Origin of the sequence: Sulfitobacter sp. UBA1132 (assembly GCF_002311545.1) — a bacterium.
Classification (GTDB): domain Bacteria; phylum Pseudomonadota; class Alphaproteobacteria; order Rhodobacterales; family Rhodobacteraceae; genus Sulfitobacter; species Sulfitobacter pontiacus.
Genome location: NZ_DCAN01000004.1, coordinates 145,755 through 171,709 on the forward strand (window position 1 = coordinate 145,755; position 25,955 = coordinate 171,709).

The 25,955-nt window shown below is 59.4% G+C and carries 25 protein-coding genes; 13 read left to right on the top strand and 12 right to left on the bottom strand.

Features of this window, described 5'->3' with window-relative positions; genetic code table 11:
* Positions 1–3: 3 nt before the first annotated feature.
* From B4F27_RS01625 to B4F27_RS01640, 4 genes are all read left to right on the top strand, one after another.
* Positions 4–567 (top strand): PqiC family protein, encoded by a 564-nt coding sequence (locus B4F27_RS01625; protein WP_005850596.1) that lies wholly within the window; start codon positions 4–6, stop codon positions 565–567.
* Positions 568–786: 219 nt separating this feature from the next.
* Entirely contained in the window at positions 787–2,922 is a 2,136-nt protein-coding gene (locus B4F27_RS01630) for a polysaccharide biosynthesis tyrosine autokinase (RefSeq protein ID WP_414717682.1), read from the top strand.
* A gap of 112 nt (positions 2,923–3,034) precedes the next feature.
* Entirely contained in the window at positions 3,035–4,048 is a 1,014-nt protein-coding gene (locus B4F27_RS01635) for a hypothetical protein (RefSeq protein WP_074636573.1), read from the top strand.
* 18 nt (positions 4,049–4,066) lie between these two features.
* Positions 4,067–5,629 carry a substrate-binding domain-containing protein gene (locus tag B4F27_RS01640; RefSeq protein WP_074636572.1) on the top strand — a complete coding sequence of 521 codons (1,563 nt, stop codon included), beginning with the start codon at positions 4,067–4,069 and terminating at the stop codon, positions 5,627–5,629.
* A 3-nt stretch (positions 5,630–5,632) separates the two neighbouring features.
* On the opposite strand, the gene B4F27_RS01645 is transcribed toward B4F27_RS01640, so the two are convergent.
* The 4 genes from B4F27_RS01645 to dnaK form a co-directional block, all read right to left on the bottom strand.
* Positions 5,633–6,220: a hemerythrin domain-containing protein gene (locus B4F27_RS01645; protein ID WP_286758681.1), complete on the bottom strand. Its 588-nt coding sequence runs from the start codon at positions 6,218–6,220 to the stop codon at positions 5,633–5,635.
* 64 nt (positions 6,221–6,284) lie between these two features.
* Positions 6,285–7,046, bottom strand: a complete 762-nt coding sequence (gene radC / locus B4F27_RS01650; RefSeq protein WP_074636569.1) for a RadC family protein — start codon at positions 7,044–7,046, stop codon at positions 6,285–6,287.
* Between the two features lie 106 nt (positions 7,047–7,152).
* Entirely contained in the window at positions 7,153–8,310 is a 1,158-nt protein-coding gene (gene dnaJ / locus B4F27_RS01655) for a molecular chaperone DnaJ (RefSeq protein ID WP_005850586.1), read from the bottom strand.
* A gap of 77 nt (positions 8,311–8,387) precedes the next feature.
* On the bottom strand, positions 8,388–10,295 hold the full coding sequence (dnaK, locus tag B4F27_RS01660) for a molecular chaperone DnaK (RefSeq protein WP_005850585.1): 1,908 nt from the start codon (positions 10,293–10,295) through the stop codon (positions 8,388–8,390).
* Between the two features lie 208 nt (positions 10,296–10,503).
* On the opposite strand from dnaK, the gene B4F27_RS01665 reads away from it, so the two are divergent.
* The gene (locus B4F27_RS01665) at positions 10,504–11,106 is read left to right on the top strand and encodes an alpha-ketoglutarate-dependent dioxygenase AlkB family protein (protein ID WP_037942528.1); all 603 of its coding nucleotides are present in this window, start codon (positions 10,504–10,506) and stop codon (positions 11,104–11,106) included.
* Between the two features lie 2 nt (positions 11,107–11,108).
* On the opposite strand, the gene B4F27_RS01670 is transcribed toward B4F27_RS01665, so the two are convergent.
* Positions 11,109–11,933 carry an ABC transporter permease gene (locus B4F27_RS01670; protein ID WP_064217278.1) on the bottom strand — a complete coding sequence of 275 codons (825 nt, stop codon included), beginning with the start codon at positions 11,931–11,933 and terminating at the stop codon, positions 11,109–11,111.
* Between the two features lie 112 nt (positions 11,934–12,045).
* Between B4F27_RS01670 and cysQ the strand changes: the two genes are divergently transcribed.
* The 8 genes from cysQ to B4F27_RS01710 all read left to right on the top strand — a co-directional run bounded on the left by cysQ (position 12,046) and on the right by B4F27_RS01710 (position 21,149).
* Positions 12,046–12,843: a 3'(2'),5'-bisphosphate nucleotidase CysQ gene (cysQ, locus tag B4F27_RS01675; RefSeq protein WP_180828456.1), complete on the top strand. Its 798-nt coding sequence runs from the start codon at positions 12,046–12,048 to the stop codon at positions 12,841–12,843.
* Positions 12,843–13,643, top strand: a complete 801-nt coding sequence (locus B4F27_RS01680; RefSeq protein WP_286758682.1) for a 3-deoxy-manno-octulosonate cytidylyltransferase — start codon at positions 12,843–12,845, stop codon at positions 13,641–13,643. The genes cysQ and B4F27_RS01680 overlap by 1 nt, the downstream gene beginning before the upstream one ends.
* 281 nt (positions 13,644–13,924) lie before the next feature.
* Positions 13,925–14,824 (top strand): UTP--glucose-1-phosphate uridylyltransferase GalU, encoded by a 900-nt coding sequence (galU, locus tag B4F27_RS01685; protein ID WP_005850578.1) that lies wholly within the window; start codon positions 13,925–13,927, stop codon positions 14,822–14,824.
* Between the two features lie 24 nt (positions 14,825–14,848).
* Positions 14,849–15,832, top strand: coding sequence for a UDP-glucose 4-epimerase GalE (gene galE / locus B4F27_RS01690; protein ID WP_009825625.1), 984 nt, complete (start codon positions 14,849–14,851; stop codon positions 15,830–15,832).
* A gap of 56 nt (positions 15,833–15,888) precedes the next feature.
* Entirely contained in the window at positions 15,889–16,866 is a 978-nt protein-coding gene (locus tag B4F27_RS01695; protein WP_286758683.1) for a glycosyltransferase family 2 protein, read from the top strand.
* Positions 16,867–17,038: 172 nt separating this feature from the next.
* Positions 17,039–18,025: a glycosyltransferase family 2 protein gene (locus tag B4F27_RS01700; RefSeq protein WP_074636560.1), complete on the top strand. Its 987-nt coding sequence runs from the start codon at positions 17,039–17,041 to the stop codon at positions 18,023–18,025.
* On the top strand, positions 18,022–19,719 hold the full coding sequence (locus B4F27_RS01705; RefSeq protein WP_005850570.1) for a beta-1,6-N-acetylglucosaminyltransferase: 1,698 nt from the start codon (positions 18,022–18,024) through the stop codon (positions 19,717–19,719). Before B4F27_RS01700 ends, B4F27_RS01705 begins: the two co-directional genes overlap by 4 nt.
* Before the next feature lie 2 nt (positions 19,720–19,721).
* Entirely contained in the window at positions 19,722–21,149 is a 1,428-nt protein-coding gene (locus B4F27_RS01710; RefSeq protein ID WP_286758684.1) for a nodulation protein NodH, read from the top strand.
* 6 nt (positions 21,150–21,155) lie between these two features.
* On the opposite strand, the gene B4F27_RS01715 is transcribed toward B4F27_RS01710, so the two are convergent.
* From B4F27_RS01715 to B4F27_RS01745, 7 genes are all read right to left on the bottom strand, one after another.
* Positions 21,156–21,620 carry a PTS sugar transporter subunit IIA gene (locus tag B4F27_RS01715; RefSeq protein ID WP_005850566.1) on the bottom strand — a complete coding sequence of 155 codons (465 nt, stop codon included), beginning with the start codon at positions 21,618–21,620 and terminating at the stop codon, positions 21,156–21,158.
* 42 nt (positions 21,621–21,662) lie between these two features.
* Complete coding sequence (gene hpf / locus B4F27_RS01720; RefSeq protein WP_005850565.1) at positions 21,663–22,229, bottom strand: ribosome hibernation-promoting factor, HPF/YfiA family; 567 nt, start codon at positions 22,227–22,229, stop codon at positions 21,663–21,665.
* Between the two features lie 249 nt (positions 22,230–22,478).
* Positions 22,479–23,237: an LPS export ABC transporter ATP-binding protein gene (gene lptB / locus B4F27_RS01725; RefSeq protein ID WP_005850564.1), complete on the bottom strand. Its 759-nt coding sequence runs from the start codon at positions 23,235–23,237 to the stop codon at positions 22,479–22,481.
* Positions 23,237–23,731, bottom strand: coding sequence for an LptA/OstA family protein (locus tag B4F27_RS01730; protein WP_005850563.1), 495 nt, complete (start codon positions 23,729–23,731; stop codon positions 23,237–23,239). Before B4F27_RS01730 ends, lptB begins: the two co-directional genes overlap by 1 nt.
* On the bottom strand, positions 23,728–24,336 hold the full coding sequence (lptC, locus tag B4F27_RS01735; RefSeq protein WP_286758685.1) for an LPS export ABC transporter periplasmic protein LptC: 609 nt from the start codon (positions 24,334–24,336) through the stop codon (positions 23,728–23,730). The genes B4F27_RS01730 and lptC overlap by 4 nt, the downstream gene beginning before the upstream one ends.
* A gap of 6 nt (positions 24,337–24,342) precedes the next feature.
* Entirely contained in the window at positions 24,343–25,305 is a 963-nt protein-coding gene (locus B4F27_RS01740) for a KpsF/GutQ family sugar-phosphate isomerase (RefSeq protein WP_037942545.1), read from the bottom strand.
* The gene (locus B4F27_RS01745; RefSeq protein WP_005850559.1) at positions 25,302–25,916 is read right to left on the bottom strand and encodes a ribonuclease D; all 615 of its coding nucleotides are present in this window, start codon (positions 25,914–25,916) and stop codon (positions 25,302–25,304) included. Before B4F27_RS01745 ends, B4F27_RS01740 begins: the two co-directional genes overlap by 4 nt.
* Positions 25,917–25,955 lie beyond the last annotated feature (39 nt).

A 25,955-nucleotide genomic window follows, 5' to 3' on the forward strand; every position in this document is an offset into this window, starting at 1 on the left:
AATATGAACGTTGTAAAAAGTATCGCAAGCCTTGGTCTCGTGGCCTTTCTTGCCGCTTGTGGATCCGCAGATCGCTATGCCGTGGACATGCCCCCGGTCACAGAGCAGGTGAGCATCCGCTTCAACTCGGTCGAAGTGCGTGACGTATCGCTGCCCAGCTATGCGGCTGCCGATGAAATCCACGTGCGCAAATCCAACGGTACGTTGGTGAGCTCTTCCGACGAACTTTGGGCGGATTCGCCCGAACGGGCCGTCGCTCTGGAATTGAGCGAGAACCTGTCGCGCCTCACCAACCGTCGGATCGCATCCGAGCCTTGGCCATTCGAAGCCTACCCCGATGCCCGGCTTGAGCTGAGGTTCAGCGAATTGCTGGCCGCTGAAACGGGCCAGTTCCGCGCCTCGGGCCAGTATTTCGTCGCCGTATCTACCGGTGGAAGCGAACGATCGGGGTTGTTTGACCTGACCGTGGCTTTCGACCCCAAGGGGGGACCGGCTGCCATTGCAGCGGCACGGGGGCAACTGATCCTTGATTTGGCCAGCTATATCGCCAAGAATGGACTAAAGTGACGTAATTCCAGCGCGATTTCCCGATAGGGGAAAATTTTATACGACTTTTGATTGAATTTTTTTCATAAGGATTTAGCAAGGCCGCCATCACCCTTTGGGCGCAATCGCATAACAGGCAGACCTTCTTCATCTCATGCCCGTTGACGCTACCTGCGATATCGCGGGCATCTTGCCTGATACATTACTTTTAGCCAGTTCTGGCCATGATCAACGGACCACATGCATATGATGAACCAAAGCCAATCGAACTTTTCCGGGCCCAGGGACGAAGATGACGACACCATCGATCTTGGCGCGCTGATTGGTACGTTGTGGCGCGGCAAGCTGATTATCGCTGCTGTCACACTGATTTTCATGCTGCTGGCGGGGTACTATGCCTATGGCGTGGCTGTGCCGACCTATCGGTCCACCGCGGTTGTGGTGCTGGACACCAAAGAAGACAGCATCGTGGACCTGCAGGCCGTGGTTGGCGGGTTTTCGGGCGATAGCACCGAGGTCAATACAGAGGTCGAAGTGCTGCGGTCCCGTGGGTTGGCGGGCAAAGTTGTCGACCGGCTGAACCTGATTGATGACCCAGAGTTTAACGGCGCACTGCGCGAACCGTCCATGATCGGTGGCATGATCTCTGGCCTCAAGGGGATGCTGTCCTCGGGGGCACCCGAAGAAGAGCTGGACCCCGAACTTCAGAAAGCCAAAACCCGCGATGCGGTTGTGCAGGCTTTGCTGGACAAGGTCTCGGTCTCTAATATTCGCCAAAGCCTTGTGTTCAACGTCACGGCTGAAACGGAATCTCCGGTTAAATCTGCCCAGATCGCGAATACGATTGTTGAACTGTACATCCTCAACCAGATCGAAGTGAAATTCGAGGCGACGGAAAAAGCGACTGAATGGCTAAGCAACCGTGTGTCCGAGCTTCAGATCGAGCTTGAGAATGCCGAGAAGAAAGTATCCGAATTTACGGCGCGCACCCAACTGGTTTCGATCGAGGGCCTGCAAGCGCTTGAGCGTCAGATCAAAGAGCTCCGTGACCGCATTGATGGTGCCGCCCTGACCCGCGAGGCGCTTCAAACACGCCTTGCTGACTTAGAGGCCGCGCAAACGCCCGATGAAAAGCTCGACGCGGCGCAAGACGCCGCACTGACGCGTATCTTTAGCAACGGGCTGTCGTCGGAAACGAACCAGACGGCATTTGACCTGCGATTTGATACGGTGATGACACGGGTTCGGGCCGATCTTGTGCGCAGCACGCAACAACTTGAGGCGCTGCGCAACTCGGAAGAAGAGCTTGCGGCGCAGCTGGCCTCGCAAGGGCAAGACCTGATCGAGTTGCAACAGCTGACCCGTGAATCCGAAGCAACGCGTCTGCTGTATGAATATTTCCTGACCCGCCTCAAAGAGACCTCTGCCCAAGAAGGCATTCAGAAGGCCGACAGCCGCATGCTGTCCAGCTCGGTCGTGCCAAATTCACCAAGCGCGCCGAAGAAATCGCAGATCATTGCGCTGGCGATGATCCTCGGGGCGATGGTCGGCTCGGGGCTCGTGCTGCTGCGCGAATTCAGAACCCGCACGTTCCGCACCGCGAACGAGCTTGAGCAACACACCGGCTATACCGTGATCGGGCAGATCCCGCTGATCCCAACGCGTCACCGCAAGGACACGCTCAAGTATCTGTCGGACAAGCCGACGTCTGCCGCCGCCGAAGCGATCCGCAACCTGCGCACCTCGTTGATGCTGTCGAACCTCGACAAAAAGCCGCAGGTCATCGTATCGACCTCGTCCATCCCGGGGGAGGGTAAAACCACCGTCTCGCTGTCGCTGGCGAAATTCCTGTCCGGTCTGGGAAAATCCGTCCTGCTGGTCGAAGGCGATATCCGCCGCCGCACGCTGAATGAATACTTCCCCGAAATGCCGCGCAACGGCATCGCGTCTGTCCTGAACGGCGATGTGAAATTCGCCGATGCCATCCATACGCCTGACGGTTTTGGCGCGGATGTTCTGGGCGGCGAAAAGACCAATGTGAACGCGGCGGATATCTTCTCCTCCGATCGGTTCAAATCCTTCATCTCCGAAATGCGCGATCAGTATGACTTCATCATCATCGACACGCCGCCTGTGCTCGTTGTGCCGGATGCACGTATCATCTCGCAGAATGCCGACGCGATCCTGTTCTCTGTCAAATGGGACAGCACGAACAAGGGTCTGGTCGAGGAATCCATGCGTTTCTTCCACAACTCGAACCAGCGGATCACCGGTCTTGTGCTCAGCCAGATCGATGAGAAGGGCATGAAACGCTATGGCTATGGCGGCGAATACGGTGCCTATGGGGCCTACGGCAAGGGCTATTACGACAGTTAAGCAAGGCTTGGGCATGCCTCAAAACTGCCCAAATCTTTCCCCTCAAGGGTCATAACAGGGCCGCTCTGCTAGGCGATATTCATTGGGAAGTTATCCCAGTGAGGACCCTCAGATGGCACGTATGAAAGAGATCGCGACAGCTGCTGGCACGCTCGCCTGCGCTTTGGGCATCGGCTACGTGATGCAAAGCTCTGACGCTGCGACAGCCCGCTATGGCTCTGACGCCGCTGTGAAAGAGCAAGAGCTGCGCCGGCTAAGCAACGAGAACGCCGTGCTCGAGGTCGAAGACATCGTTCTCACCTCGGCCGAGTTCAATGCAGCCCCGCTGGAGCCCACGGTGGAGCTGCCCGATTCTGCCCCCGTCATGTTGGCCGCTGCAAGCGCGGACGAACCGATCTCTCGCCCAGTTTCCGCCCCAATTGCGACGGAACCAGCGGCCACACAGACCTGCGATATCACCGCAAACGCGCGCCCCGTCGCGGCAGCTATGGTGAACCTGACACTGGCGGCACCCTGCATGCCAAACGAACGGATCACAGTGCATCACAGCGGCATGATCTTTACCCAAACGACATCTGACACCGGCGCGCTGGACATTACCGTTCCGGCGCTTGCGCAGGATGCGACATTTGTCATTGCTTTCGGAAACGGCGAAGGCGCGGTTGCGGATGCGAAGATTGATGATCTGGCCGAATTTGACCGCGTGGTTCTGCAATGGAAGGGTGACACGGGTTTCCAGATGCACGCCCGCGAATTCGGGTCCGACTACGATGGTTCGGGCCATGTCTGGGCTGGCAAGCCGCGCAGCGTTGCCTCCGCGATCACGGGGGAAGGCGGATTTATGACCGTGAACGGCGACCTCAGCGCGGCAGAGCCACTGGTGGCCGAGGTGTACACATTCCCCGCTGCGATGGAAAACGCCGACGCCCGCGTTGCGCTGACCGTGGAAGCCGAAGTGATCCAGGCGAACTGCGGCCAAGAGATAGAGGCGCAATCGATCGAACTGCTTGGCGATGCCACGCTCAGAACGCGCGACCTAAGCGTCGCAGTGCCGGATTGTGATGCGGTCGGCAGCTTTCTTGTGTTGAATAATCTGCTCCAAGACATGAAGGTTGCGGGACACTAACGCAACGCTTGGGGTCTTATGATCACGATTATACGTGCGGCGGTTCTCGCCGCACTTTTCTTATGTTCGGCGACGCTGTCCGCATGGGCGCAGGATGTCGCGCTTTCCTCCCGTGATGGCAAGATTGAACTAAGCGGCACCTTGCTGGGCTTTGATGGTGAGTTCTACCGCGTCGAAACCGAATATGGCGAGCTGACGGTCGACAGCACCGGCGTTCAATGCGAAGGGCCGGGTTGCCCCAATCTGGACCCTTTCGTTGCCGAGCTACAGCTTTCGGGTTCGGCTACGATGGGCGAAGTGTTGATGCCTGCCTTGATCGACGGCTTTGCGCAGCGCAACGGTTATACCGCTGTGCGCGAGGATGAAGACGAACACCGCTTTACCTACCGTTTGATCGACGAAAAGAGCGAACAAACCGTTGCACTGTTCATGTTTCGGGCAAGCAACAGCGACGAAGGCTTTGCCGATCTTCTGGCAGATGAGGCGGATATCGTGATGTCCCTGCGCGAAATGCGCCCTGAAGAGCGGGTCCGCGCGCGCGAGGCGGGGTTGGGGGATATGACGGGGCTGAACCGCAGTCGCGTGCTGTCGCTTGATGCTGTCGTGCCGGTGGTGTCGGCCTCGAACCCGGTCAAGCAGATCTCTCCGTTGATGCTGGCGCGGGCCTTTGCGGGTAAGGTGACCAACTGGCAGGCGCTTGGCGGGCCGGACGCACCCATTGATCTGCATCTGCCCGACACCAGCAGTGGGCTGGCGCAAGCGATCAGTGATCAGGTGATGCGGCCCGCGACGCTGAAGTTCACCGAAAATATCACCCGCCATGCCCGCCCCGCCGATCTGGCGGAAGCGGTGGCAAACGACAGTTTCGCGCTTGGCATCACCAGCTATGCCGAACAGCGTGATACCGATGTGTTGACGCTCTCTGGCAGCTGTGGCTTTGCGCTCGATGCCTCGCGCCGCACCATCAAGACCGAAGATTACCCGCTGACCGCGCCGATGTTTCTGTACTTTCCGGCCCGCCGTCTGCCGCAGGTGGCGCGTGAGTTTCTGGCCTTTACCCGCAGCCCTGCGGCGCAGATCGTGATCCGGCGCGCGGGGTTTGTGGATCAGACGCCCGAAGAGATTCCCGTCGAGGATCAGGGCAACCGATTTACAAACGCGATTGCTGTCGCGGGCCCCGAAATCACGCTTGAGGAACTACAGCGGATGAATGCGGCGTTGAAGCCCATGGCGCGGCTGTCGACCTCTTTCCGGTTCGAGGCGGGATCGGTGCGTCTGGATGCACAATCGCGGTCAAACGTGCAGCAACTCGCCCGCGCGCTCGAGGTGGGGCAGTACGACGCGCGCCGTTTGTTGTTCGTGGGGTTCAGTGACGGGCAGGGCGCGTCTTTCGCCAACCGTGACATCGCGCTGCGTCGGGCAGAAGCCGTGCGGCAAGCGGTGATCACCGCGGCGGTGACCGCCAATCTGGAACGTGTGACGCTGGATCTGGATGCCTTTGGCGAGGCGATGCCAATGGCCTGTGATGATACCGCATGGGGGCGTCAGGCCAACCGGCGGGTAGAGGTCTGGGTGCGCTAAGCCCTAGCGAAACTGGGGCGGGGCGTATTTCAGCAGCACCGGCACGACCAGTTCTTCCTCGTCGATCAGATGGCGGTTCAGCATGGGTTTGAACGCATCCAGACGCTGTTTCATGGCCGCGGTACTGTCAAGGAAACCTGCCGCGTCCCCCGCATGGCGCAGAACGGCATTCGCCGTCTCGGCCAGATCGTTCAAAATACCATCAAGACTGTGGTGGTCGCGATCCAAAATCTCGAACCCTTGCGCCGCACCTTGGTCAAGCTGTGCCATCACCGGAAAATACTGGGCATCCTCGATATGGTGGTGACCGTGCAGCTCGTTGATCAACATCCCGCCGAAACGCGACAGTTTGCGTTTGTAGGTCTCGGTCGGCTCGACGCGGTCCATCGCCAGTTGCGCGTCCCCCTCCATCTGGTCCAGCAGCCGGCGGAACATCATATGACGATCCAACCAGAACGCGATCAGGCGGGAGTAATTCGGGTTCTCCTCCCAACCGTCGCGGGGGAAGGCTTTGATCAACGCACGCAGCGGATCGGGCAGGCCATCGCGCTGCATCAGGGAAAGCGGGTCGGGGGGCGGCGTATTGGACATAGGCCAAAGCTAGTGCCGAGGGGTGATCCGGTAAACTGCGCAAATTCGAACAGATCAGTTGCGCTTATAGGTACCCTTCGCTGCGAAAACTAAGCTCGCGTGATTTGCCGATGATCAGATGGTCATGCAGGGTCAGCCCCAGGGCGCTGCAGGCCGCGAAAATCTGCTGCGTCATGTCGATGTCGGCTTGGGATGGGGTAGGGTCGCCCGAGGGGTGGTTATGCACCAGAATAAGCGCGCTGGCGTTCAGCTCAAGCGCGCGTTTGGCGACCTCTCGCGGGTAGACGGGGACGTGATCGACAGTGCCCTTGCCCTGTTCCTCATCGCCGATGACGACGTTCTTGCGGTCCAGATAAATGACGCGGAACTGCTCGGTTTCGCGGTGCGCCATCGTGGTGTGGCAATAATCAAGCAGAGCGTCCCACCCTGAGAGCACATGCTGCCGCATCACCCTGGAGCGCGCCATACGGTGGGCTGCGGCTTCAATCACCTTAAGCTCGACAATCACCGCGTCGCCCACGCCCGAGATATCCCTAAGCCGAGGCTCCGGCGCGGTGATCACGCGGTTGAAGTCGCCGAACCTGTCCATCAGCGCACGCGCCAGCGGTTTGACATCACGGCGCGGGATGGCGCGGAAGAGCACTAGTTCAAGCAGTTCATAGTCCGGGATCGCTGCGGCACCGCCCTGCATAAAGCGTGCGCGCAAACGTTGTCGGTGATCCGCGATATAGGACGGCTGTTTGCCCGATGCTACCGGTGCGGGCACCGCTTCGTCCCCCAGAAAGGGCAGGCGCGGGTCAGAAAAGTGAGCGTTGTTGCGTCCCATTGGCCCAGCTTGCGGCCAAAGAGGTTATCATCCCGTTAACGCGGGCAGGGGCAGAAACAAAAAGGGCGGAGCCTGCGCCCCGCCCGATGTTTTGTATGCTCAGGTGTTACCCTTTCATCGAATCCCAGAAGGATTTCACCGACGAAAAGAAGCTGCTGCTTTCAGGATTGTTGTTGGAGGATTCCTTTTCGAACTCCTGCAACAATTCCTTTTGGCGGCTGGTCAGGTTCACCGGCGTCTCGACCGCCAGTTCGATGATCATATCGCCCGTACCACCCCCACGCAGCGGGGGCATACCCTTGCCGCGCAGACGCATCTGGCGACCGGACTGGCTGCCCGCCGGGATTTGCACGCGGCCACGACCACCGTCGATCGTTGGCACCTCGATGCTGCCCCCAAGGGCGGCGGTGCTCATCGAAACGGGAACGCGGCAGAACAGGTTTGGCCCGTCGCGTTCGAACAGCTTATGGTCCTGCACCTCGATAAAGATGTACAGATCACCCGACGGCCCGCCGCGCATGCCTGCTTCGCCTTCGCCGGCCAGGCGGATACGTGTGCCGGTTTCAACGCCCGCAGGGATGTTCACCGACAGCGCACGGTCTTTTTCAACACGCCCGGCTCCGCGGCAGGATTTACAGGGGTTCTTGACGATCTGGCCCATGCCCGAACAGGTCGGACAGGTGCGTTCGACCGTGAAAAAGCCCTGCTGAGCACGGACCTTGCCCATACCGGAACAGGTGGGGCAGGTGGTCGGCTCTGCGCCGCCTTCTGACCCGGAACCGTTACAGGAATCGCAGGCCACAGAGGTGGGCACGTTGATCGACTTCTGCATGCCCCGATACGCATCTTCGAGCGTAATCCCGAGGTTATAGCGCAGATCGGCACCGCGTGCGGCACGGCGTCCGCCGCCGCCCCGCTGTCCCCCCATGAAGTCGCCGAACAGGTCGTCAAACACGTCAGAGAACGCCGAAGAGAAGTCGCCCTGACCGCCGCCGCCAAAGCCGCCGCCACGATGGCCACCGCCACCGCCCATACCCCCTTCAAAGGCCGCATGACCATACCGGTCATAGGCAGCTTTCTTTTCGGGGTCTTTCAGGACTTCGTAAGCTTCGTTCGCTTCTTTGAACTGGGCTTCGGCATTGGGGTTGTCGGCATTGCGATCGGGGTGCAATTCCTTGGCTTTGGTGCGGTAGCCCTTTTTGATCTCGTCGGCAGAGGCACCTTTAGCGACGCCGAGCGTCTCGTAGTAATCACGTTTGGCCATGAATTAGCTCCTACGCTGGAACGTGACGGGCCGGCCCGGCAAGCGGACCGGCCCCTTCAGTGGTTCCGTGGGCGTGCTTACGCGCGCTTGTTATCGTCCAGATCTTCGAAATCGGCATCGACGATATCGTCGTCACCTTCGGGTGCATCCGCAGCCGGGGCAACGTCTTCGTTTTCGTCCTGAGCCGCCTTGTAGATGGCTTCGCCCAGTTTCATCGCCGCTTCGGTAACGTTCTGGATACCGTTGTTGATCTTATCAACATTGTCGGTCGCCAGTTCGTCGTTCAGTGCAGCAATGGCCAGTTCGATCGCTTCGACGGTGGTCGGGTCAACCTTGTCAGAATGCTCTTCCAGCGACTTCTCGGTCGAGTGGATCAGCGATTCCGCCTGGTTTTTCGCCTCGATCAATGCGCGGCGCTCTTTGTCGGCGTCGGCATTTTCTTCGGCGTCTTTCACCATCTTTTCGATATCCGCATCGGACAGACCGCCGGATGCTTGGATCGTGATCTTCTGCTCTTTGCCTGTGCCTTTATCCAGCGCGCCTACGGCAACGATACCGTTTGCGTCGATGTCAAAGGTCACTTCGATCTGGGGCATGCCGCGGGGTGCGGGTGGGATGCTTTCCAGGTTGAACGCGCCAAGGATCTTGTTGTCCGCAGCCATTTCACGCTCCCCTTGGAAGACGCGGATGGTCACGGCGCTTTGGTTATCCTCGGCGGTCGAGAAGACCTGCGACTTCTTCGTCGGGATCGTGGTGTTGCGGTCGATCAGACGGGTGAACACGCCACCCAGCGTTTCGATACCAAGGCTCAGCGGTGTCACGTCCAGCAGAACAACGTCTTTGACGTCGCCTTGCAGAACACCGGCCTGAATGGCCGCACCCAAGGCAACAACCTCGTCAGGGTTCACACCCTTATGTGGCTCTTTGCCGAAGAACTTGGTCACTTCCTCGATGACGCGCGGCATACGGGTCATACCGCCGACCAGAACGACTTCGTCGATCTCGGATGCGGATACACCGGCATCTTTCAACGCGGCTGCGCAGGGCTTCATCGACGCTTTGATCAGGTCACCAACCAATTGCTCCAGCTTGGAGCGGGTCAGCTTCATCACCATGTGCAGTGGCGAGCCATCTTTGCCCATCGAGATGAACGGCTGGTTGATCTCTGTCTGGCTTGCGCTGGACAGTTCGATCTTGGCCTTCTCTGCCGCTTCTTTCAGACGCTGAAGCGCCATCTTGTCTTGCGTCAGGTCGACGCCGTTGGTCTTTTTGAATTCATCCGCAAGGTAGTTCACGATGCGCATGTCGAAGTCTTCACCACCCAGGAACGTGTCACCGTTGGTGGATTTCACTTCGAACAGGCCATCGTCGATTTCAAGGATGGTCACGTCGAACGTACCGCCGCCAAGGTCATAGACCGCGATGGTTTGCGTGTCTTTCTTGTCCAGACCATACGCCAAGGCCGCCGCTGTCGGTTCGTTGATGATCCGCAGCACTTCCAGACCGGCAATCTTGCCCGCGTCTTTGGTCGCCTGACGCTGAGCGTCGTTAAAGTAGGCAGGAACAGTGATCACGGCCTGGGTGACTTCTTCGCCCAGATAGGATTCCGCTGTTTCCTTCATTTTGCCAAGGATGAACGCAGAGATTTGCGAGGGGGAGTATTTCTCGCCCTTGGCTTGTACCCATGCGTCACCATTCCCACCGTCCATGACGGTGAAGGGCAGGTTCTTTTTGTCCTTGGCTAGATCCGCGTCGTCATTGCGACGGCCGATCAGGCGTTTCACGCCGAAAATTGTGTTGTCGGGGTTGGTAACCGCTTGCCGTTTGGCAGGCTGCCCAACCAGACGTTCGTCGTCTGTGAACGCAACGATGGAGGGCGTGGTGCGCGCGCCTTCGGCGTTTTCGATAACGCGAGGCTGGCTGCCGTCCATGATGGCGATACAGCTGTTTGTCGTTCCTAGGTCGATACCAATAACTTTGGCCATGTTTGATCCCTCTTTTACTCAAGGCGATGACACGAAGCGCAGGCCCGTTGTGGCACCTTTGCCCCGATCTTTTTCACCAAAGGCCGGATGCCTTTAGCGGTTCTCGGCGTATATAAGGAGCAGATATGGACCCTGCAACCGTTGCATGAGAAAGGAGAGGCGGATTCTGCGTGGATTTTTCGCGAAAGCAGGAAAGAAGGGCGTTTAGATGACGATATTGCGGTTACGCGGCTTCGAAATTCACAAATCTTACCTTACGTTGTCGGCGCAGCGCGGGCTGCTGGATGCCGTGCGCGGGGTGGTCAAACAGGTGCCGTTCTTCCGCCCCGTCATGCCAAGCGGGCAGCAGATGTCGGTGCGTATGACATCCGCGGGGGACTACGGCTGGCTGTCCGATACGCAGGGCTATCGCTATGCGCCAACCCACCCCAACGGCACCCCGTGGCCTGCGATCCCGCCCGAGGTGTTGGCGATCTGGAATGACCTGACGGGGTTGGAACGGCAGCCGGAATCCTGCCTCATCAACTATTACGCGTCAGACGCGAAAATGGGCCTGCATCAGGACAAGAACGAGACGGATTTCCGCTGGCCGGTCGTGTCCATCTCGCTTGGCGACGAAGGGATGTTGCGCGTCGGCGGTCAAAAGCGCGGCGGCAAGACCGACAGCCTGTGGCTGCAATCGGGCGATGTCGTTGTCATGGGTGGCGAGGCCCGGCTGAACTATCACGGGATCGATCGCATTCGTGCGGGGTCTTCGACGCTGTTGCCCAAAGGCGGGCGGATCAACATCACGCTGCGGGTCGTGACCTGAGCCTAGCGTCGCGCGCTCCAGCTCGCGGAGGCATGTTTACGGGTGTAGAATTCACCCATCAGCCCGATCACCATCAGGACCACACCGACCCAAACCGCATATTCCCAGTTACTGTAGCGCGGGTTGTAGTTGATAAACGCATATCCGCGCGCCTGGTCGATGACGTGGAACAAGGGGTTCCAGTCAAACATGGCCAGCATGAAGGACGGCAGCGAATTGGCCAGAAACATCTTGCCCGAAGCGATCATATTCGCCCGCTGGTAAATCGTCGTGAATATCTGTGTAAAGGCCGGTGCCCAGGGTTTGATGGCCAGCAGCACCATCCCCACGGCCACGCCCGTAAACCACGCGATCATCAGCATGAACATCACGCCCGACGGGTCGTAGATCACCACCGGATTGAAGGCGAGGTGATAGACCGACATGATCAGGATCAGCGATAGCATCTGAATATACAGCGCGCCCAAGGCCGCCGCAGCCAGTGCGATCATCGTGGTCATCGGCGCGTGTTTCATCATCGCGCTCGCCGGTCCCTCGGCAGCGGCGACGGCGGCAACCGTTTTGGTGTGCACCATGAACAAAAAGATGCCGGTCATGATGTAGATCACGAAATCACCCCGAATGGCCGCCCCGCGCATCCCCAGAACCGAGAACATGACATAGAACACGCCAACAAAGATCACCGCTTGCAGGATGTTGATCCCGATGGCGGCAAAGGCATTGTTGTGCTGCTTGCGCACAGAGCGCACGACGGAGTGGTAGATGAGTTCGAAAAAGTTAACGGCCGAGCGGAAATTGCCCGTGTTGGTGCGCCTTGGTTGAAACATCGTAAAGCCTCTTTGTGACGTACCCTCGCACGGAATTCTTGCTGTTCCGTCAAGGCGCAATCATAAGGGGTTTGCGCAAAGTAATCAACGAAACTGAAAAGGCCGCGACATTATGGATTATGAGCAACTGGTAACGGTGATGCGCCGTTTGTCGATCGAAGCAGGCGACAAGATCATGGAGATTTACGGCGCGGATGATTTCGAGGTCAAAACCAAATCCGACGAAAGCCCCGTGACCATTGCCGACGAAGCGGCGGACAAGATCATCTCGGACGGGCTGCGCGCGGCGTTCCCTGATGTGATGCTTGTCACGGAAGAGCAGTCGGCCACCCATTCGGCGTCGGGCGATACATTCCTGATCGTGGACCCGCTGGACGGCACGAAAGAGTTCATCAACCGTCGGGGCGATTTCACCGTGAACATCGCGCTGGTCGAAGGCGGCGTGCCGACACGCGGTGTGGTCTATGCCCCCGCCCGTTCGCGCATGTTCTTCACGCTGGCCGATGGCAGCGCGGTCGAGGAAACCGGCGATTTCCCAAAAGACAGCATGGGCCCTGTGCAGCCGATATCAGTCTCTACGCCGGATAATGCCGCGCTGATGGTCGTCGCGTCCAAGTCGCACCGCGATCAGGCGACCGATGACTACATCGCGAAATACAATGTGCGCGACATGAAAAGCGCGGGCTCGTCGCTGAAGTTCTGCCTGATCGCCACGGGCGAGGCGGATCTGTACCCACGCGTCGGGCGCACGATGGAATGGGACACGGCTGCAGGCCACGCGGTTCTGACCGGCGCTGGTGGGGCCGTTGTGCGCTTTGACGACCTGACCCCGTTGACCTACGGCAAAGCCGATTTCGCCAACCCCTTCTTTATCGCCCATGCACCGGGCGTTGAACTGAAAGCCTCCTGATGTCGGTCCTTATTGTCATTCCCGCCCGCTATGCCTCCACCCGCTATCCGGCGAAACCGCTGGCGCTGTTGACAGGGGCGAGCGGTACGGCACGCAGCCTGATCGAACGCAGCTGGCGTGCTGCCTGCGAGGTTCAGGGCGTCGACAAGGTCGTTGTGGCCACCGATGATGATCGCATCAAGGACGCCGCCGAAGCCTTCGGGGCCGAGGTGGTGATGACCTCGGTCGACTGTGCCAACGGGACAGAGCGTTGCGCCGAAGCCCATGCGGTTCTGGGCGGTGGCTACGACATCGTGGTGAACCTGCAAGGCGACGCGCCGCTGACACCACATTGGTTTGTCGAAAGCCTTGTGCAGGGTCTGCAGGGCGACCCTAATGCGGGGATCGCGACGCCGGTATTGCGCTGCGATGGTGCGGCGTTGAACGGGCTGCTGGCCGACCGCAAAGCGGGTCGGGTGGGGGGCACCACCGCCGTTTTCGCAGCGGATCATGCGGCGATGTATTTTTCAAAGGAGGTCGTGCCGTTCACGTCGAAAACCTATGAGGACGCCGATGCCACGCCGGTGTTTCACCACGTGGGCGTCTATGCCTATCGCCCCGACGCGCTGGCGGCCTATCCGTCATGGAAGGTCGGTCCGCTTGAACAGCTTGAAGGGTTGGAGCAGCTGCGCTTCATGGAAAACAGCCACAAGGTGCTCTGCGTCGAGGTCGAGGCCAAGGGCCGCCAGTTCTGGGAGCTGAACAACCCCGAAGATGTGCCAAAGATCGAAGCGATGATGGCCGAGATGGGGTTGGCGTAATCGCACCGCCCCACCGCCATCGCCAATATTGCGGTGGGGCGTGCAACCTGTAATGAATAAAGCCACAGCGATCCGACGCTTTGATTAATTTAACGAAAACGGCGGATAAGGCGCAAAGATGTGCAAGCTGCGGCATAAAGGAGCTTTTGACCGCAAAATCAGCAAGAAGCCGCCATATTTTAGGCGCTGCCCATATTTAGGGCTGGCAGCATGGTGGTTTGCAATTCAATGAGCGCTAACTCGGTTATCCGCACGTAAATGTATAAAGGCGACGATTTCACATGGCTAAGAAAGTAACAAAAGCGATTTTTCCGGTGGCTGGTTTGGGAACGCGGTTTTTGCCCGCGACGAAATCTGTCCCCAAAGAAATCATGACCTTGGTCGATCGCCCGCTGGTGCAATACGCCATCGACGAGGCCCGCGCGGCGGGCATCAAGGAATTCATCTTTGTCACCTCCCGCGGCAAGGGCGCGCTGGAAGATTACTTTGACCACTCTCCCGTGCTGGAACAGGAACTACGCTCCAAGGGCAAGACAGAGCTGATGGAGATTCTGAAAAGCACCAATATGGACAGCGGTGCCATCGCCTATATCCGCCAGCACAAAGCGCTTGGTCTGGGCCATGCGGTATGGTGCGCCCGTCGTCTGATCGGCAACGAACCCTTTGCTGTGATGCTGCCCGATGACGTGATCGCTGCCGACAAACCCTGCCTGCAGCAGATGATCGAAGCCTATAACGAGACCGGCGGCAACATGGTTGCGGCGATGGAAGTGAACCCTGAAAAATCCTCTTCCTACGGGATGCTGGACATCGACGAGGGTCAAACCGATGGCGAGCTCGTCAAGGTGAAGGGCATGGTCGAAAAGCCCAAAGCTGAAGACGCGCCGTCTAACCTTGCCGTAATCGGCCGCTATATCCTGTCGCCCAACGTGCTGAAGAACCTGAACCAACTGAAGTCCGGCTCGGGCGGGGAAATCCAATTGACCGACGCCATCGCAGCAGAGCTGACCCAAGGCAACGATGTCTATGGCTACCGCTTCAAGGGCCAGCGTTTCGACTGCGGTTCCAAATCCGGTTTCCTGCAGGCGACGGTCTCCTTTGGGCTGGCGCGTGAAGAGCTGCGCGATGATCTGCGTGCGTATCTACAAGACATCATGCAGGGTGAAACCGCGGCGCAATAAGCGCAGGACGATAGGGACGGGCGTATGGCGAATATCTTGGTCACCGGCGGTGCGGGCTATATCGGGTCGCACGCGTGCAAGGCGCTGGCCGCTGCAGGGCATACCCCCGTCACCTTCGATAATCTGGTCACCGGCTGGCGTGACGCAGTAAAATTCGGCCCGTTCGTGCAGGGTGACCTGCTGAACCGCGCCGAGATTGACGCCGCGTTTGAACAATACCAGCCGGTCGCCGTCATGCATTTTGCCGCGCTTAGCCAAGTGGGCGATAGTATGAAACAGCCCGGCACCTATTGGCGCAACAACGTCGAAGGGTCGCTGAACCTGATCGAGGCGACGGTCGCCGCAGGCTGCAAACACTTCGTCTTTTCGTCCACCTGTGCGACCTATGGCGATCAGGACAATGTCGTGCTGGATGAAAATAGCGCGCAGCACCCGATCAATGCCTACGGGGCCTCCAAACGCGCGATCGAAGATATCCTGCGCGATTTCGAGGCGGCTTATGGTCTGCAAAGCGTGATCTTCCGCTATTTCAACGTGGCCGGTGCCGACCCCGAAGGGGAGGTCGGCGAATTCCACCAGCCCGAGACACATTTGATCCCGCTGATGCTGGACGCCATCGACGGCAAACGGGATGCGCTGACGATCTTTGGCACCGATTACGATACGCCCGATGGCACCTGCATTCGTGACTATGTGCATGTCTGCGATCTGGTCGATGCCCATGTTCTGGGGCTGAACTGGCTGCGAGAGGATAAGGGCAGCCGCGTGTTCAATCTGGGCACCGGCACCGGGTTTTCCGTGCGCGAGGTTGTGGAACACAGCCGCGAGGTCACCAACCGCGCCGTCCCCATGACCGAAGGCGACCGGCGACCGGGCGATTGCACCAAACTGGTCTCGGGCTCGGTCCGCGCCGAGACAGAGCTGGGCTGGCGGCCCACACGGTCGACCCTACAGCAGATGATCACCGACGCGTGGAGATGGCACCAGACCGGCCACTATAGCGCATGACCAACAGCGCCGCTGTTCCCGCGTCGCGAGGGGCCCGGCTATGGGGGGCCTATCGGATGCGGTTGAAACGGCGGCGGCTGCTGTGGCGTGCATTGCGGTCGCGGCATCAGTTGAAAGCGCCAAGGCGGCCCGCCATTCCGCGCGACGGCGTGCTCGCCTTTGTCGTGCTGCGCAACGAGGCCGCGCGGCTTCCATATTTTCTGGATCACTACCGCGATCTTGGCGTTGCGCATTTTCTGATGATCGACAATGGCAGTGACGATGGCAGTACCGAAATGCTGGCGGCACAGCCCGATGTGACCCTGTGGCAAACCTCTGCCAGCTATCGCGCGTCGCGGTTCGGGCTGGATTGGCTGAACTGGCTACTGTGGCGGCATGGGCACGGGCGCTGGTGTCTGACCGTCGATGCGGACGAGCTGCTGGTCTATGACCAGATGGAGACGCGGAAACTGCCCGCGTTGACCGATCAACTTGAGCGTAAAGCGCGCAAAGGGTTCGGCACGCTGATGCTGGATATGTTCCCGAAGGGCCCATTGGGCGCGCAGTTCTATGCCCCCGGCCAAGACCCGGCGCAGGTGCTGGATTGGTTTGACCCCGCCCCCTATCGGGTGGTGCGCCAGTGGCCGATGAACAATCTCTGGGTGCAGGGTGGTGCCCGCGAACGGGTTTTCTTTGCCGATCGTCCCAGCCAGTCACCGACGTTGAACAAGATACCGCTGATCCACTGGCATCGGCGCTATGTCTATGTGAATTCGACCCACTCCCTCCTGCCGCCCGCGCTGAATGACATCTACGATGGGCCGGGGGGGAAGACGGCCTCGGGGGTGTTGCTGCACAGTAAGTTCCTGCCAGAGATCATTGCGAAGTCCCGTCAGGAAAAGGCACGGGGGCAGCATTTTCACAACCCGGAACAGTTTGACGGTTACTATGACCAGATCGCTGACGCCCCCGATCTGTGGCATGCAGGCGCGCGGCGCTATACCGGGCCGGCGGATCTGGAAGACTGCGACCTGATGCGCAGCCCCTGGGCCTGATATTCCCCGGCCTGACCGTCATTCCTGCAACGCGTAACTGTTTCAAAGTACGTTGTTTATGAACACGGCCCATGACATATTGGCTTGGAACCTGATGGGATGAGGGCCTTAGGCCGGCGGGGCATTCCGCGCAGGGTATGGAGAACACGTGAGCCTTTGGGATTCTTACAAGATGCGCGTGCGGCGCAAGCGGCGGTTGATCCGGGCGCTGCGCAAGTCGTCCGAGCTGACACATGTTCAGGACAACACCAGCGCCATCCGTCCCGATGATGTCTTGCTTGTCTGCACCATGCGGAACGAGAAAATCCGGCTCCCGTATTTCCTGGAGTATTATCGAGAGCTGGGGATCAATCACTTTCTCTTTGTCGATAACGGGTCCGACGACGGCAGTGCCGATTACCTGCGCGGGATGAAGGATGTCTCTGTCTGGCATACCGATGCCAGCTATCGGCGGTCGGGGTTCGGTGTCGACTGGATGAACTACCTCAAACGCAAATACGCGCACGGGCATTGGGTGCTGGTTGTCGATCCGGATGAATTCTTTGTCTATCCGTTTTGCGATACGCGGCCGGTTCAGGCGCTGACCGACTGGCTGGACAACTGCGAGATCCGCAGCTTTGGCGCGATGCTGCTGGATGTCTACCCCAAGGGACGGCTGGGGGATGAACCCTATCAAGAGGGGCAGAACCCGATGGAGATCGCATCGTGGTTCGACAGCGGCAACTACGCGATCTCGCGCAATGCCAAATATGGAAACCTGTGGATACAGGGCGGGCCGCGTGCGCGGGTATTTTTCAAACACAAGCCCGCCAAGGCCCCCGCGCTGAACAAGGTGCCCCTGGTCAAATGGGACCGGCGCTATGCCTATGTCAGTTCCACCCATATGCTGCTGCCGCGTGGGTTGAACCGTGTCTATGACGAATGGGGCGGAGAGAAAGCATCAGGCGTGCTGCTTCATGCCAAATTCCTGGATACCTTTAGCGCCAAGGCGGCAGAGGAGCTTGTGCGCGGCCAGCACTATGCCAAATCCATCGAATACAGGACCTATGCCAACAACCCCGACCAGAACCCGCAGCTGTGGGGCAAGTGGTCCGAGAAATACATCAACTGGCGCCAGCTCGAGATTCTCGGGCTCATGTCCAAGGGGAACTGGGCATGAGCGTCGGGATCGTCATGCTGGTGCACACCGCCCTAGGCCGCGCTGAACAGGTCGCGCGACATTGGGCGGCGGCGGGCTGTCCGGTGGTGATCCACGTCGATAAATCGGTGCCACGCCAGACCCATGATGCTTTTGTGCAGGCGTTGGCGGATGTGCCCGCGCTGGTGTTCAGCAAAAGATACCGTTGCGAATGGGGGACATGGGGGCTGGTGGCCGCCTCGCAAACCGCGTCCGAGATGATGCTGAACCGCTTTCCGGATGTGCGCCATGTATATCTGGCATCGGGGTCATGCCTGCCGCTGCGTCCGGTGAAAGAGCTGATCGACTATCTTGCCGCCCGCCCGCGCACCGATTTTATCGAAAGCGCCACCACAGCCGATGTGCCCTGGACCGTTGGCGGGCTGGACGAAGAACGTTTTACCATGCGTTTTCCCTTCTCGTGGAAACGGCGGCGCTATCTGTTCGACAAGGCGGTGGCTGTGCAGCGCTTTATCGGGCTCAAGCGGCGTATCCCCAAGGGGGTCGTGCCGCATATGGGGTCGCAATGGTGGTGCCTGACGCGGCAAACCCTGTCGGCGATCCTGCAAGACCCGAAACGCGCGGCCTACGACGCCTATTTCCGCCACGTCTGGATACCGGATGAAAGCTACTTCCAGACGCTCGCGCGGCTGTATTCGACCCAGATCGAAAGCCGGTCGCTGACCCTGTCCAAGTTCGATTTTCAGGGCAAGCCGCATATCTTTTACGACGATCACCTCCAGCTTTTGCGGCGGTCCGATTGCTTTGTCGCGCGCAAGATATGGCCCAAAGCAGATAGGCTCTACGAGGCGTTCCTCACCGATGAGGCGGGTGCCATGAAGCGGACAGAGCCGAACCCCGGCAAGATTGACCGTGTCTTTGCCAAAGCGGTTGAACGGCGCACGCGGGGGCGGGCGGGGCTTTATATGCAAAGCCGCTTCCCCAATGAAGATTGGGAAAACGGCGTCACTGCCGCGCCCTATTCCGTGTTTCAGGGCTTTGTCGAGCTGTTCGAGAACTTTGAACCCTGGCTCACCAAATCCACCGGCGCGCGGGTGCATGGCCATCTGTTCGCACCGGATCGCGTGCATTTTGCCGATGGGCAGAACTCGATCAACGGGGCGCTGAGCAATAGCGCCAAGATACGCGACTATGACCCCAAGGCGTTTCTGACAAATCTGATCTGGAACACCCGTGGCGAACGTCAATGCTTTCAGTTCGGCCCGCAGGACAATCAGGATATCGTCTGGAACATCGCCAAGGATCCGAATGCGCAGGTGTCGGTGATCACCGGAGCTTGGGCCGTGCCGTTGTTCCGGTCCAATCAGGATTTCGCCGACATTCGCCGCACCGCCGCTGCGCTGCAAAAGATCGAAAGCGAACACATGAAAGTGCTGCGGTCGCATTACGCCAAGGCGCGGGTGCGTATCTGGACGATGGCCGAATTCATCGAAGCCCCGATGGAGCCGCTGCAAAGCATTCTGGACGAGATCGGGCAGGTCAAAACAGGTCGTCTGTCCGAGGTGCCAAAGATGGCGGATCTCACCGGCTTTGGCCAATTCCTGCAGAACCTCAAGAACCAGGGGATGCACCCCTATCTGATGGGCGACTTTCCCGTTGAACGTGGCATGTCGGCCCCCCAGAAACCGCCGCGCAAACCCTATCTGGTGCAGTAAATATGAGTTCTAAATTCAAAAGCTTTGTCGTCTTTGCCGAAATGCGCACGGGCTCCAACTTTCTGGAGAGTAACCTGAACGCCTTTGACGGGATCACCTGCCACGGCGAGGCCTTCAACCCGCATTTTATCGGCTACCCCAAAAGCACCGAGATTTTGGGCATAGACCAGCAAACACGCGACGACGACCCGACAAAGCTGCTGGTTGCGATACGCGACAAGACCAAGGGCATCGGCGGGTTTCGCTATTTCCACAACCACGATCCGCGCGTGCTGGATCCGCTGTTGGAAGACGACACCTGCGCCAAGATCATCCTGACGCGCAACCCTGTCGAAAGCTACGTCAGCTGGAAGATCGCGCGCAGCACCGGTCAGTGGAAATTGACGGATGTGAAAGCGCGGAAAAAGGCGCAAGCCGTCTTTGACGAAGAAGAATTCTCGGACCACCTAGAGGCGCTTCAGGCGTTCCAGCTGACACTGTTGAACCGGTTGCAGAAGCTGGGGCAGACGGCGTTTTACGTGGCCTATGAGGATCTGCAAAGCGTCGAGGTGATGAACGGTTTGGCGCGGTATCTGGGCGTGGATCATCCGCTAGAGGCGTTGGATAAAAGTCTGAAAAAGCAGAACCCCGACCCGATCTCGGCCAAGGTCAGCAATTATGACGATATGCTGGATGCGCTTGGCCGGATGGATCGCTTCGACCTGACCCGCACCCCGAATTTCGAACCCCGCCGCGGGCCGGTGGTGCCGTCCTATGTCGCGGCGGCCGAAGCTCCGTTGCTTTATCTGCCCTTGCGCAGCGGGCCAGAGCCGCAGGTGCTGGACTGGATGGCGGCGCTGGATGGTGTCGGGCGGGACAAGCTCCAAACCAAGTTGAACCAGAAGCAGTTGCGCCAGTGGAAGCGCCGGCATCCCGGTCACCGCAGTTTCACTGTGCTGCGGCATCCGGTGGACCGTGCGCATGACGCGTTCTGCCGGCACATCGTGACCACGGACAAAGGCAGCTACCTGCAGCTGCGCACGACGTTGATCAACCGCTACAAGCTGCCGCTGCCGAAAGGCGAACCGGACAACAGCTATGACGCCGATGCGCATCGCGCGGCGTTCAAGGCGTTTCTGACCTTCCTCAAGGGGAATCTGAACGGGCAGACCGCAATTCGTGTGGATCAGGCGTGGTGCACGCAGGCGCAGGCGGTACAGGGGTTCGGCGAATTCGCCTTGCCCGACCGGATCATCCGCGAGGATGAGCTGGCCGCAGAGCTGTCAGCCTTGGCGCAAAGCGTCGGGATGCAACCGCCCGCAGCCTTGCCCGCACGACCCGCAACCCACCCCTATGCGCTGGCCGACATCTATGATGCCGACATCGAAAAACGCGCATCCGACGCGTACCAGCGGGATTATATGATGTTCGGGTTCAAAAGCTGGGGGTAGCGCCGCTTAGGCGGCCTGCGTTGCCTGTGCTTCGGTCAGGATCGCGTAAAGCGTGGCGGGGTCCGGGTTGGCCCGCAGCTTAGAGCAGACAGAGGCATTGCGCAGCGTACGCGACACCAGCGCCAGCGCCTTGAGGTGTTCAACACCCGCGCTTTCAGGGGCAAACAGGGCAAAGGCGATATCGACCGGCTGGCGGTCGACCGCGTTGAAATCGATCGGCTTGTCGAGAAGCACAAAGGCCCCCAGCACATTGTCCAGACCTTCAAGCCGCGCGTGGGGCAGCGCGACCCCGTGGCCCACGCCTGTCGGACCAAGGGATTCGCGCGTCATCAAGGCTTCGACCACCGCGGCGGCTTTCAAGCCGTAAGCATTATGCGCCAGCTCCCCGATATCGTGGAGCAGGCGTTTCTTGCTTGAGGCCGATGTGAGGACTTTGACAGCCCCCGGCTTTAGGAGTTTCGCAAAATTCATTCTGCTCGCTCTGTTCTCGGCCGCTGATGGGTCCGGTTTGTGTTACGACGGATCGATCCAGCCGATGTTGCCGTCATCGCGACGGTAGACAACGTTTACGCCTTCTTGACCGTCTTTGCGGAAGACCACGACAGGCGTTCCCGAAATTTCCATCTGCATCACAGCTTCACCCACAGACAAGGTCGCGATCTTGGTCTGCATTTCCGCGATGATCATGGGTTGGAGTGTTTCGGGTTCCTGCGCGTCTGAATCGCTTTCTGAGGCGAGGATATACGAGGATGCACCGAAAAGTTCAACCGGTTGCGCACGCTCGCGATGGTGATCTTTCAGCCGTCGCTTGTAGCGCCTCAGCTGCTTTTCCATCTTTGCTGCACATGAATCGAAAGATCCATAGATATCAGTAGCATGCGCTTTCGCTGACGCCGTAAGGCCAGTCGATAGGTGCACCGTCGTTTCGCAGACGAACTCGTGACCGGATTTGGAAAAGATGACATTCGCGTCCGTCGGACGCTCAGCATACTTCTGGACAGCTTCGCCCAATTCCGTTTTCACATGCGTTTGCAGGGCTTCGCCGATGTCGATTTGTTTGCCACTGATTTGGTACCGCATAAATTCTCCTTGTTCTTATGATCCGGACAACACCATAGGCCGCATAAAATGCGGTAAAGGCGGGGTCAGATGCGGGTGAATGACGATGCGACGAGTTTGAGAGACACCATCCCTTTGGGAAGGGGGGGATGCAGCACAAACATGATACGCCGTCTCGCCATAGTCCTATTGAGCGCGCGATTGGGCCGCGTTGTCAAATGAATCCGGCGCATGGATGTGCGGAAACTAGCGCAATATGTCTGTAGTTGATTAGGAAATGCGGAAGTTATCGCCCAGGTAGACCCGGCGCACATTCTCGTTCTGCACGACCTCTTCCGGGGTGCCGGACATCAGCACAGTGCCTTCGTGCAAGATGTAAGCACGGTCCACAATATCCAATGTTTCCCGAACGTTATGGTCGGTGATCAGCACGCCGATGCCGCGCTTTTTCAGATCGGCAACCAGATGGCGGATGTCATCCACCGAAATCGGGTCCACGCCGGCAAAGGGTTCGTCGAGCAGCAAGTATTTGGGATCGGCCGCCAGACAACGGGCGATTTCCACGCGGCGACGCTCCCCGCCTGACAGGGCCAAGGCCGGCGCACGGCGCAGGTGTTCGATGGAAAATTCCGACAGCAAGGCTTCAAGCCGTTCACGCCGCCCGCGCGCGTCAGAGATAGAGATATCCAGAATCGCCGAGATATTGTCTTGCACGCTCAGCCCGCGAAAGATGCTCATCTCTTGCGGGAGGTAGCCGATGCCAAGCTGTGCGCGGCGATACATCGGCAGGGTGGTGACGTTCTTGCCATCAATCGTGACAGTGCCGCCCTCGGGCATGACCAGCCCGGCCACGGCGTAAAACGTGGTCGTCTTGCCGGACCCGTTCGGCCCCAGCAGGGCAACAACTTCGCCCCGGTTCAGCTCCATCGAGAAGTCGCGGATGACGGTTTTCTTGCGGTAGGATTTACGCAGGTGTTCGATGCGCAGACCGCTTGCGCCATCCGTGACCGTCAAATTCGGGGAAGACATCAGTTGTTGCTGCCCGTTTGCAGGATTGTTTTCACGCGGCCGGACATCTGCGCCGTGCCGTCCGACAGCTTGACGCTCATCGTGTCAGAGCTGAGCGCATTGCGCCCTTGGGTCAGCAGCACGTTCCCCGACATCACGATCGTGCCCGTGTCGATGTCGTAATCCGCGCGCTCTGATTCGGCGGCGTCCTTGCCCGAGACAAGGGTCACACCGCCTGTCGCTTCAAGCCGCGCGATGCCTTCGGCCTCTGCCCGGTACACAACCAGAACGCGTGCGGCGGACAGGCGCATCTCGCCCTGACCGATTAGCACATTCCCAGTGAAAACAGCCGATCCGTCCCCTTGATCGACTGACAGGTTGTCGGCGGTCACCTCGACGGGCAGGCCGGTATCCTGTCGGATCGACCCAAAGGCCACATTGGTCCCTTGTGCGGCGATTGGCATCGCGGAAAGGAGCAGGAAAACGGGCAGCAGTAGGTGTTTCACGTGCGTCACTCTGATTTGGATTTCGGTTTGTATATCAGCTTCACCCGGTTTGTGAAAACCAATTGGGGGGCGGTTTGCTCATCTGTTTGCGTTATCGACATGGCACCAGCCTCCAGCGTACCACCTGGGGTAGTGCCGTGGACCGCGCCCGGCGACTGGATATTCAGCCCCGACAGGTCTGACGTGATCTTTTCGCTTTGCAGCCGGTATCCGGTCGAGGTCGTCAGGATCACCTTGCCCAGCAGATCGGCCACGTCCTCGGCGATGTCAAAATCGGCGAGATCCGATTGCAGGCGAAAGGTCGATCCCTCGGGGGTGTTGATCGTCGCACGCAGGTTTTCGGCGTGGTTCATGCCGGTCTGCCCGTCGGGGCGGGTGAGCACATCGGCATAGAAAGACAGCTCGTCCCCCTCTGACGTTGCGCCGGTAAAGAAGGGGCCGGTGATCTGCTGGTCGCGCAGGCGATCTTGCACCTCTTTCTCGGCAAAGGGGATGGACTGCCCGGGATCAATCGCGCGCGACAGCAGGAAAAGGGTCGACAGCAGGCCAAGCGCTGCCAAGGGGAACAGCACCTTGAGCCAAGAGATCAGCCTTGTGTAACGGTCCCCCTGCATCGCGCCCTAGCCCAGACCGACGCGTAGGCAGTCGTGGATATGCAGCAGACCTGCGGGGATGTCCCCTTGGGCGGGGTCCAGCACCAGCAGACAGGTGATCTTGCGGGCGTTCATGATGCCCACGGCCTTTTCCGCCAGCGCGTCGGGTGCGACGGTGACAGGGGTCGGCGTCATGACCTCGCGCGCGGTTTTGGACATCAGCCCGTCAAGGTGACGCCCCAAATCGCCGCTGGTGATGATACCGGCCAGCGCGCCGTTGCTGTCGGTGACAATCACCACGCCAAAGGATTTACTGCTCATCGCCATCAGCGCGTCGGACATCGGGGCATCGACCTGCACCAGCGGAAGCGCATCGCCCGTGTGCATCAGATCAGCGACGCGGCTAAGCCGTGCGCCAAGTTTGCCACCGGGGTGGAATTCGCGGAAATGTTCGGCGGTGAAGGCGCGATTTTCCATCAGGGCAATCGCCACAGCATCCCCCATCGCCAGTGTCATCGTGGTCGATGTCGACGGCACCACGCCGGTCCCGCAGGCCTCTGCCAGTTGCGGCAGTTCCAGCACCACGTCGCATTGCGCGCCAAGGCTGCTTTGCGCGCGGCTGGTGATGCCGATCAGCGGGATGGAAAAGCGGCGCGAATAGGCGATCAGATTGGCAAGCTCCGGCGCTTCGCCCGAGTTCGAGATCGCAAGCACCACATCATCGCCGGTGATCATCCCCAGATCGCCGTGGCTTGCCTCGGCAGGGTGGACGAACTGCGCGGGCGTGCCGGTGCTTGCCAGCGTCGCGGCGATCTTTTTGGCGATATGGCCGGATTTGCCAATGCCGGTGACAATCACCCGCCCACGGGTCGCGACCAGCAGGTCGATCGCCTGACGAAAACGGTCGTCCAGACTGTCGGCCAGTTGTTCAAGCGCTTGGGCTTCGGTGCGGATGACGCGGCGGGCGGTATCTAGGAAAGGTGTGGTCATGCGTGTGCAAAAATATCCGTTTCGGGCCAGCCGTCCAAATCGAGTTGGGCACGGGTTGGCAAAAATTCAAAACACGCTTGCGCGAGCTCGATGCGTCCTTCGCGGATCAACATCTGGTTCAGCACGTCCCGCAGCTTGTGCAGGTGCAGCACGTCCGAGGCGGCATAGTCGATCTGCGCTTTGGTCAGCGTCTCGGCACCCCAATCGCTGGATTGCTGCTGTTTGGAGATATCGACGCTCAGCAGTTCTTGGCAGAGTTTGGCAAGCCCGTGGCGGTCGGTATAGGTGCGCACAAGGCGGCTGGCGATCTTGGTGCAATAGACCGGCGCGGCCTTGGCCCCAAAGGTGTTCAGCAAAGCGGCGATGTCAAACCGGCCATAGTGGAACAGCTTGAGCACATGCGGGTCTTCAAGCAGGGCACAAAGATTAGGGGCCTCGGTCTGGCCCTTGGCGATCTGGACCAGATGCGCGTTCCCGTCACCGCCGGACAGCTGCACGACACACAGCCGGTCACGGTGCGGATGCAGCCCCATGGTTTCGCAATCGATCGCAACCATCGGTCCAAGGTTCAGCCCGTCGGGCAGGTCATTTTGGTAAACTGTATTTGTCATGCTCTCCCTATATCCCGACGGCGCGCGTTGGGAAAGCAT

What these genes read in the sequence shown, in the direction of transcription:
- B4F27_RS01625 (WP_005850596.1), top strand. Translation starts at nt 4, where the DNA reads ATGAACGTTGTAAAAAGTATCGCAAGCCTTGGTCTCGTGGCCTTTCTT.
- B4F27_RS01630 (WP_414717682.1), top strand. Translation starts at nt 787, where the DNA reads ATGCATATGATGAACCAAAGCCAATCGAACTTTTCCGGGCCCAGGGAC.
- B4F27_RS01635 (WP_074636573.1), top strand. Translation starts at nt 3,035, where the DNA reads ATGGCACGTATGAAAGAGATCGCGACAGCTGCTGGCACGCTCGCCTGC.
- B4F27_RS01640 (WP_074636572.1), top strand. Translation starts at nt 4,067, where the DNA reads ATGATCACGATTATACGTGCGGCGGTTCTCGCCGCACTTTTCTTATGT.
- B4F27_RS01645 (WP_286758681.1), bottom strand. Translation starts at nt 6,220, where the DNA reads ATGTCCAATACGCCGCCCCCCGACCCGCTTTCCCTGATGCAGCGCGAT.
- radC (WP_074636569.1), bottom strand. Translation starts at nt 7,046, where the DNA reads ATGGGACGCAACAACGCTCACTTTTCTGACCCGCGCCTGCCCTTTCTG.
- dnaJ (WP_005850586.1), bottom strand. Translation starts at nt 8,310, where the DNA reads ATGGCCAAACGTGATTACTACGAGACGCTCGGCGTCGCTAAAGGTGCC.
- dnaK (WP_005850585.1), bottom strand. Translation starts at nt 10,295, where the DNA reads ATGGCCAAAGTTATTGGTATCGACCTAGGAACGACAAACAGCTGTATC.
- B4F27_RS01665 (WP_037942528.1), top strand. Translation starts at nt 10,504, where the DNA reads ATGACGATATTGCGGTTACGCGGCTTCGAAATTCACAAATCTTACCTT.
- B4F27_RS01670 (WP_064217278.1), bottom strand. Translation starts at nt 11,933, where the DNA reads ATGTTTCAACCAAGGCGCACCAACACGGGCAATTTCCGCTCGGCCGTT.
- cysQ (WP_180828456.1), top strand. Translation starts at nt 12,046, where the DNA reads ATGGATTATGAGCAACTGGTAACGGTGATGCGCCGTTTGTCGATCGAA.
- B4F27_RS01680 (WP_286758682.1), top strand. Translation starts at nt 12,843, where the DNA reads ATGTCGGTCCTTATTGTCATTCCCGCCCGCTATGCCTCCACCCGCTAT.
- galU (WP_005850578.1), top strand. Translation starts at nt 13,925, where the DNA reads ATGGCTAAGAAAGTAACAAAAGCGATTTTTCCGGTGGCTGGTTTGGGA.
- galE (WP_009825625.1), top strand. Translation starts at nt 14,849, where the DNA reads ATGGCGAATATCTTGGTCACCGGCGGTGCGGGCTATATCGGGTCGCAC.
- B4F27_RS01695 (WP_286758683.1), top strand. Translation starts at nt 15,889, where the DNA reads ATGCGGTTGAAACGGCGGCGGCTGCTGTGGCGTGCATTGCGGTCGCGG.
- B4F27_RS01700 (WP_074636560.1), top strand. Translation starts at nt 17,039, where the DNA reads ATGCGCGTGCGGCGCAAGCGGCGGTTGATCCGGGCGCTGCGCAAGTCG.
- B4F27_RS01705 (WP_005850570.1), top strand. Translation starts at nt 18,022, where the DNA reads ATGAGCGTCGGGATCGTCATGCTGGTGCACACCGCCCTAGGCCGCGCT.
- B4F27_RS01710 (WP_286758684.1), top strand. Translation starts at nt 19,722, where the DNA reads ATGAGTTCTAAATTCAAAAGCTTTGTCGTCTTTGCCGAAATGCGCACG.
- B4F27_RS01715 (WP_005850566.1), bottom strand. Translation starts at nt 21,620, where the DNA reads ATGAATTTTGCGAAACTCCTAAAGCCGGGGGCTGTCAAAGTCCTCACA.
- hpf (WP_005850565.1), bottom strand. Translation starts at nt 22,229, where the DNA reads ATGCGGTACCAAATCAGTGGCAAACAAATCGACATCGGCGAAGCCCTG.
- lptB (WP_005850564.1), bottom strand. Translation starts at nt 23,237, where the DNA reads ATGTCTTCCCCGAATTTGACGGTCACGGATGGCGCAAGCGGTCTGCGC.
- lptC (WP_286758685.1), bottom strand. Translation starts at nt 24,336, where the DNA reads ATGCAGGGGGACCGTTACACAAGGCTGATCTCTTGGCTCAAGGTGCTG.
- B4F27_RS01740 (WP_037942545.1), bottom strand. Translation starts at nt 25,305, where the DNA reads ATGACCACACCTTTCCTAGATACCGCCCGCCGCGTCATCCGCACCGAA.
- B4F27_RS01745 (WP_005850559.1), bottom strand. Translation starts at nt 25,916, where the DNA reads ATGACAAATACAGTTTACCAAAATGACCTGCCCGACGGGCTGAACCTT.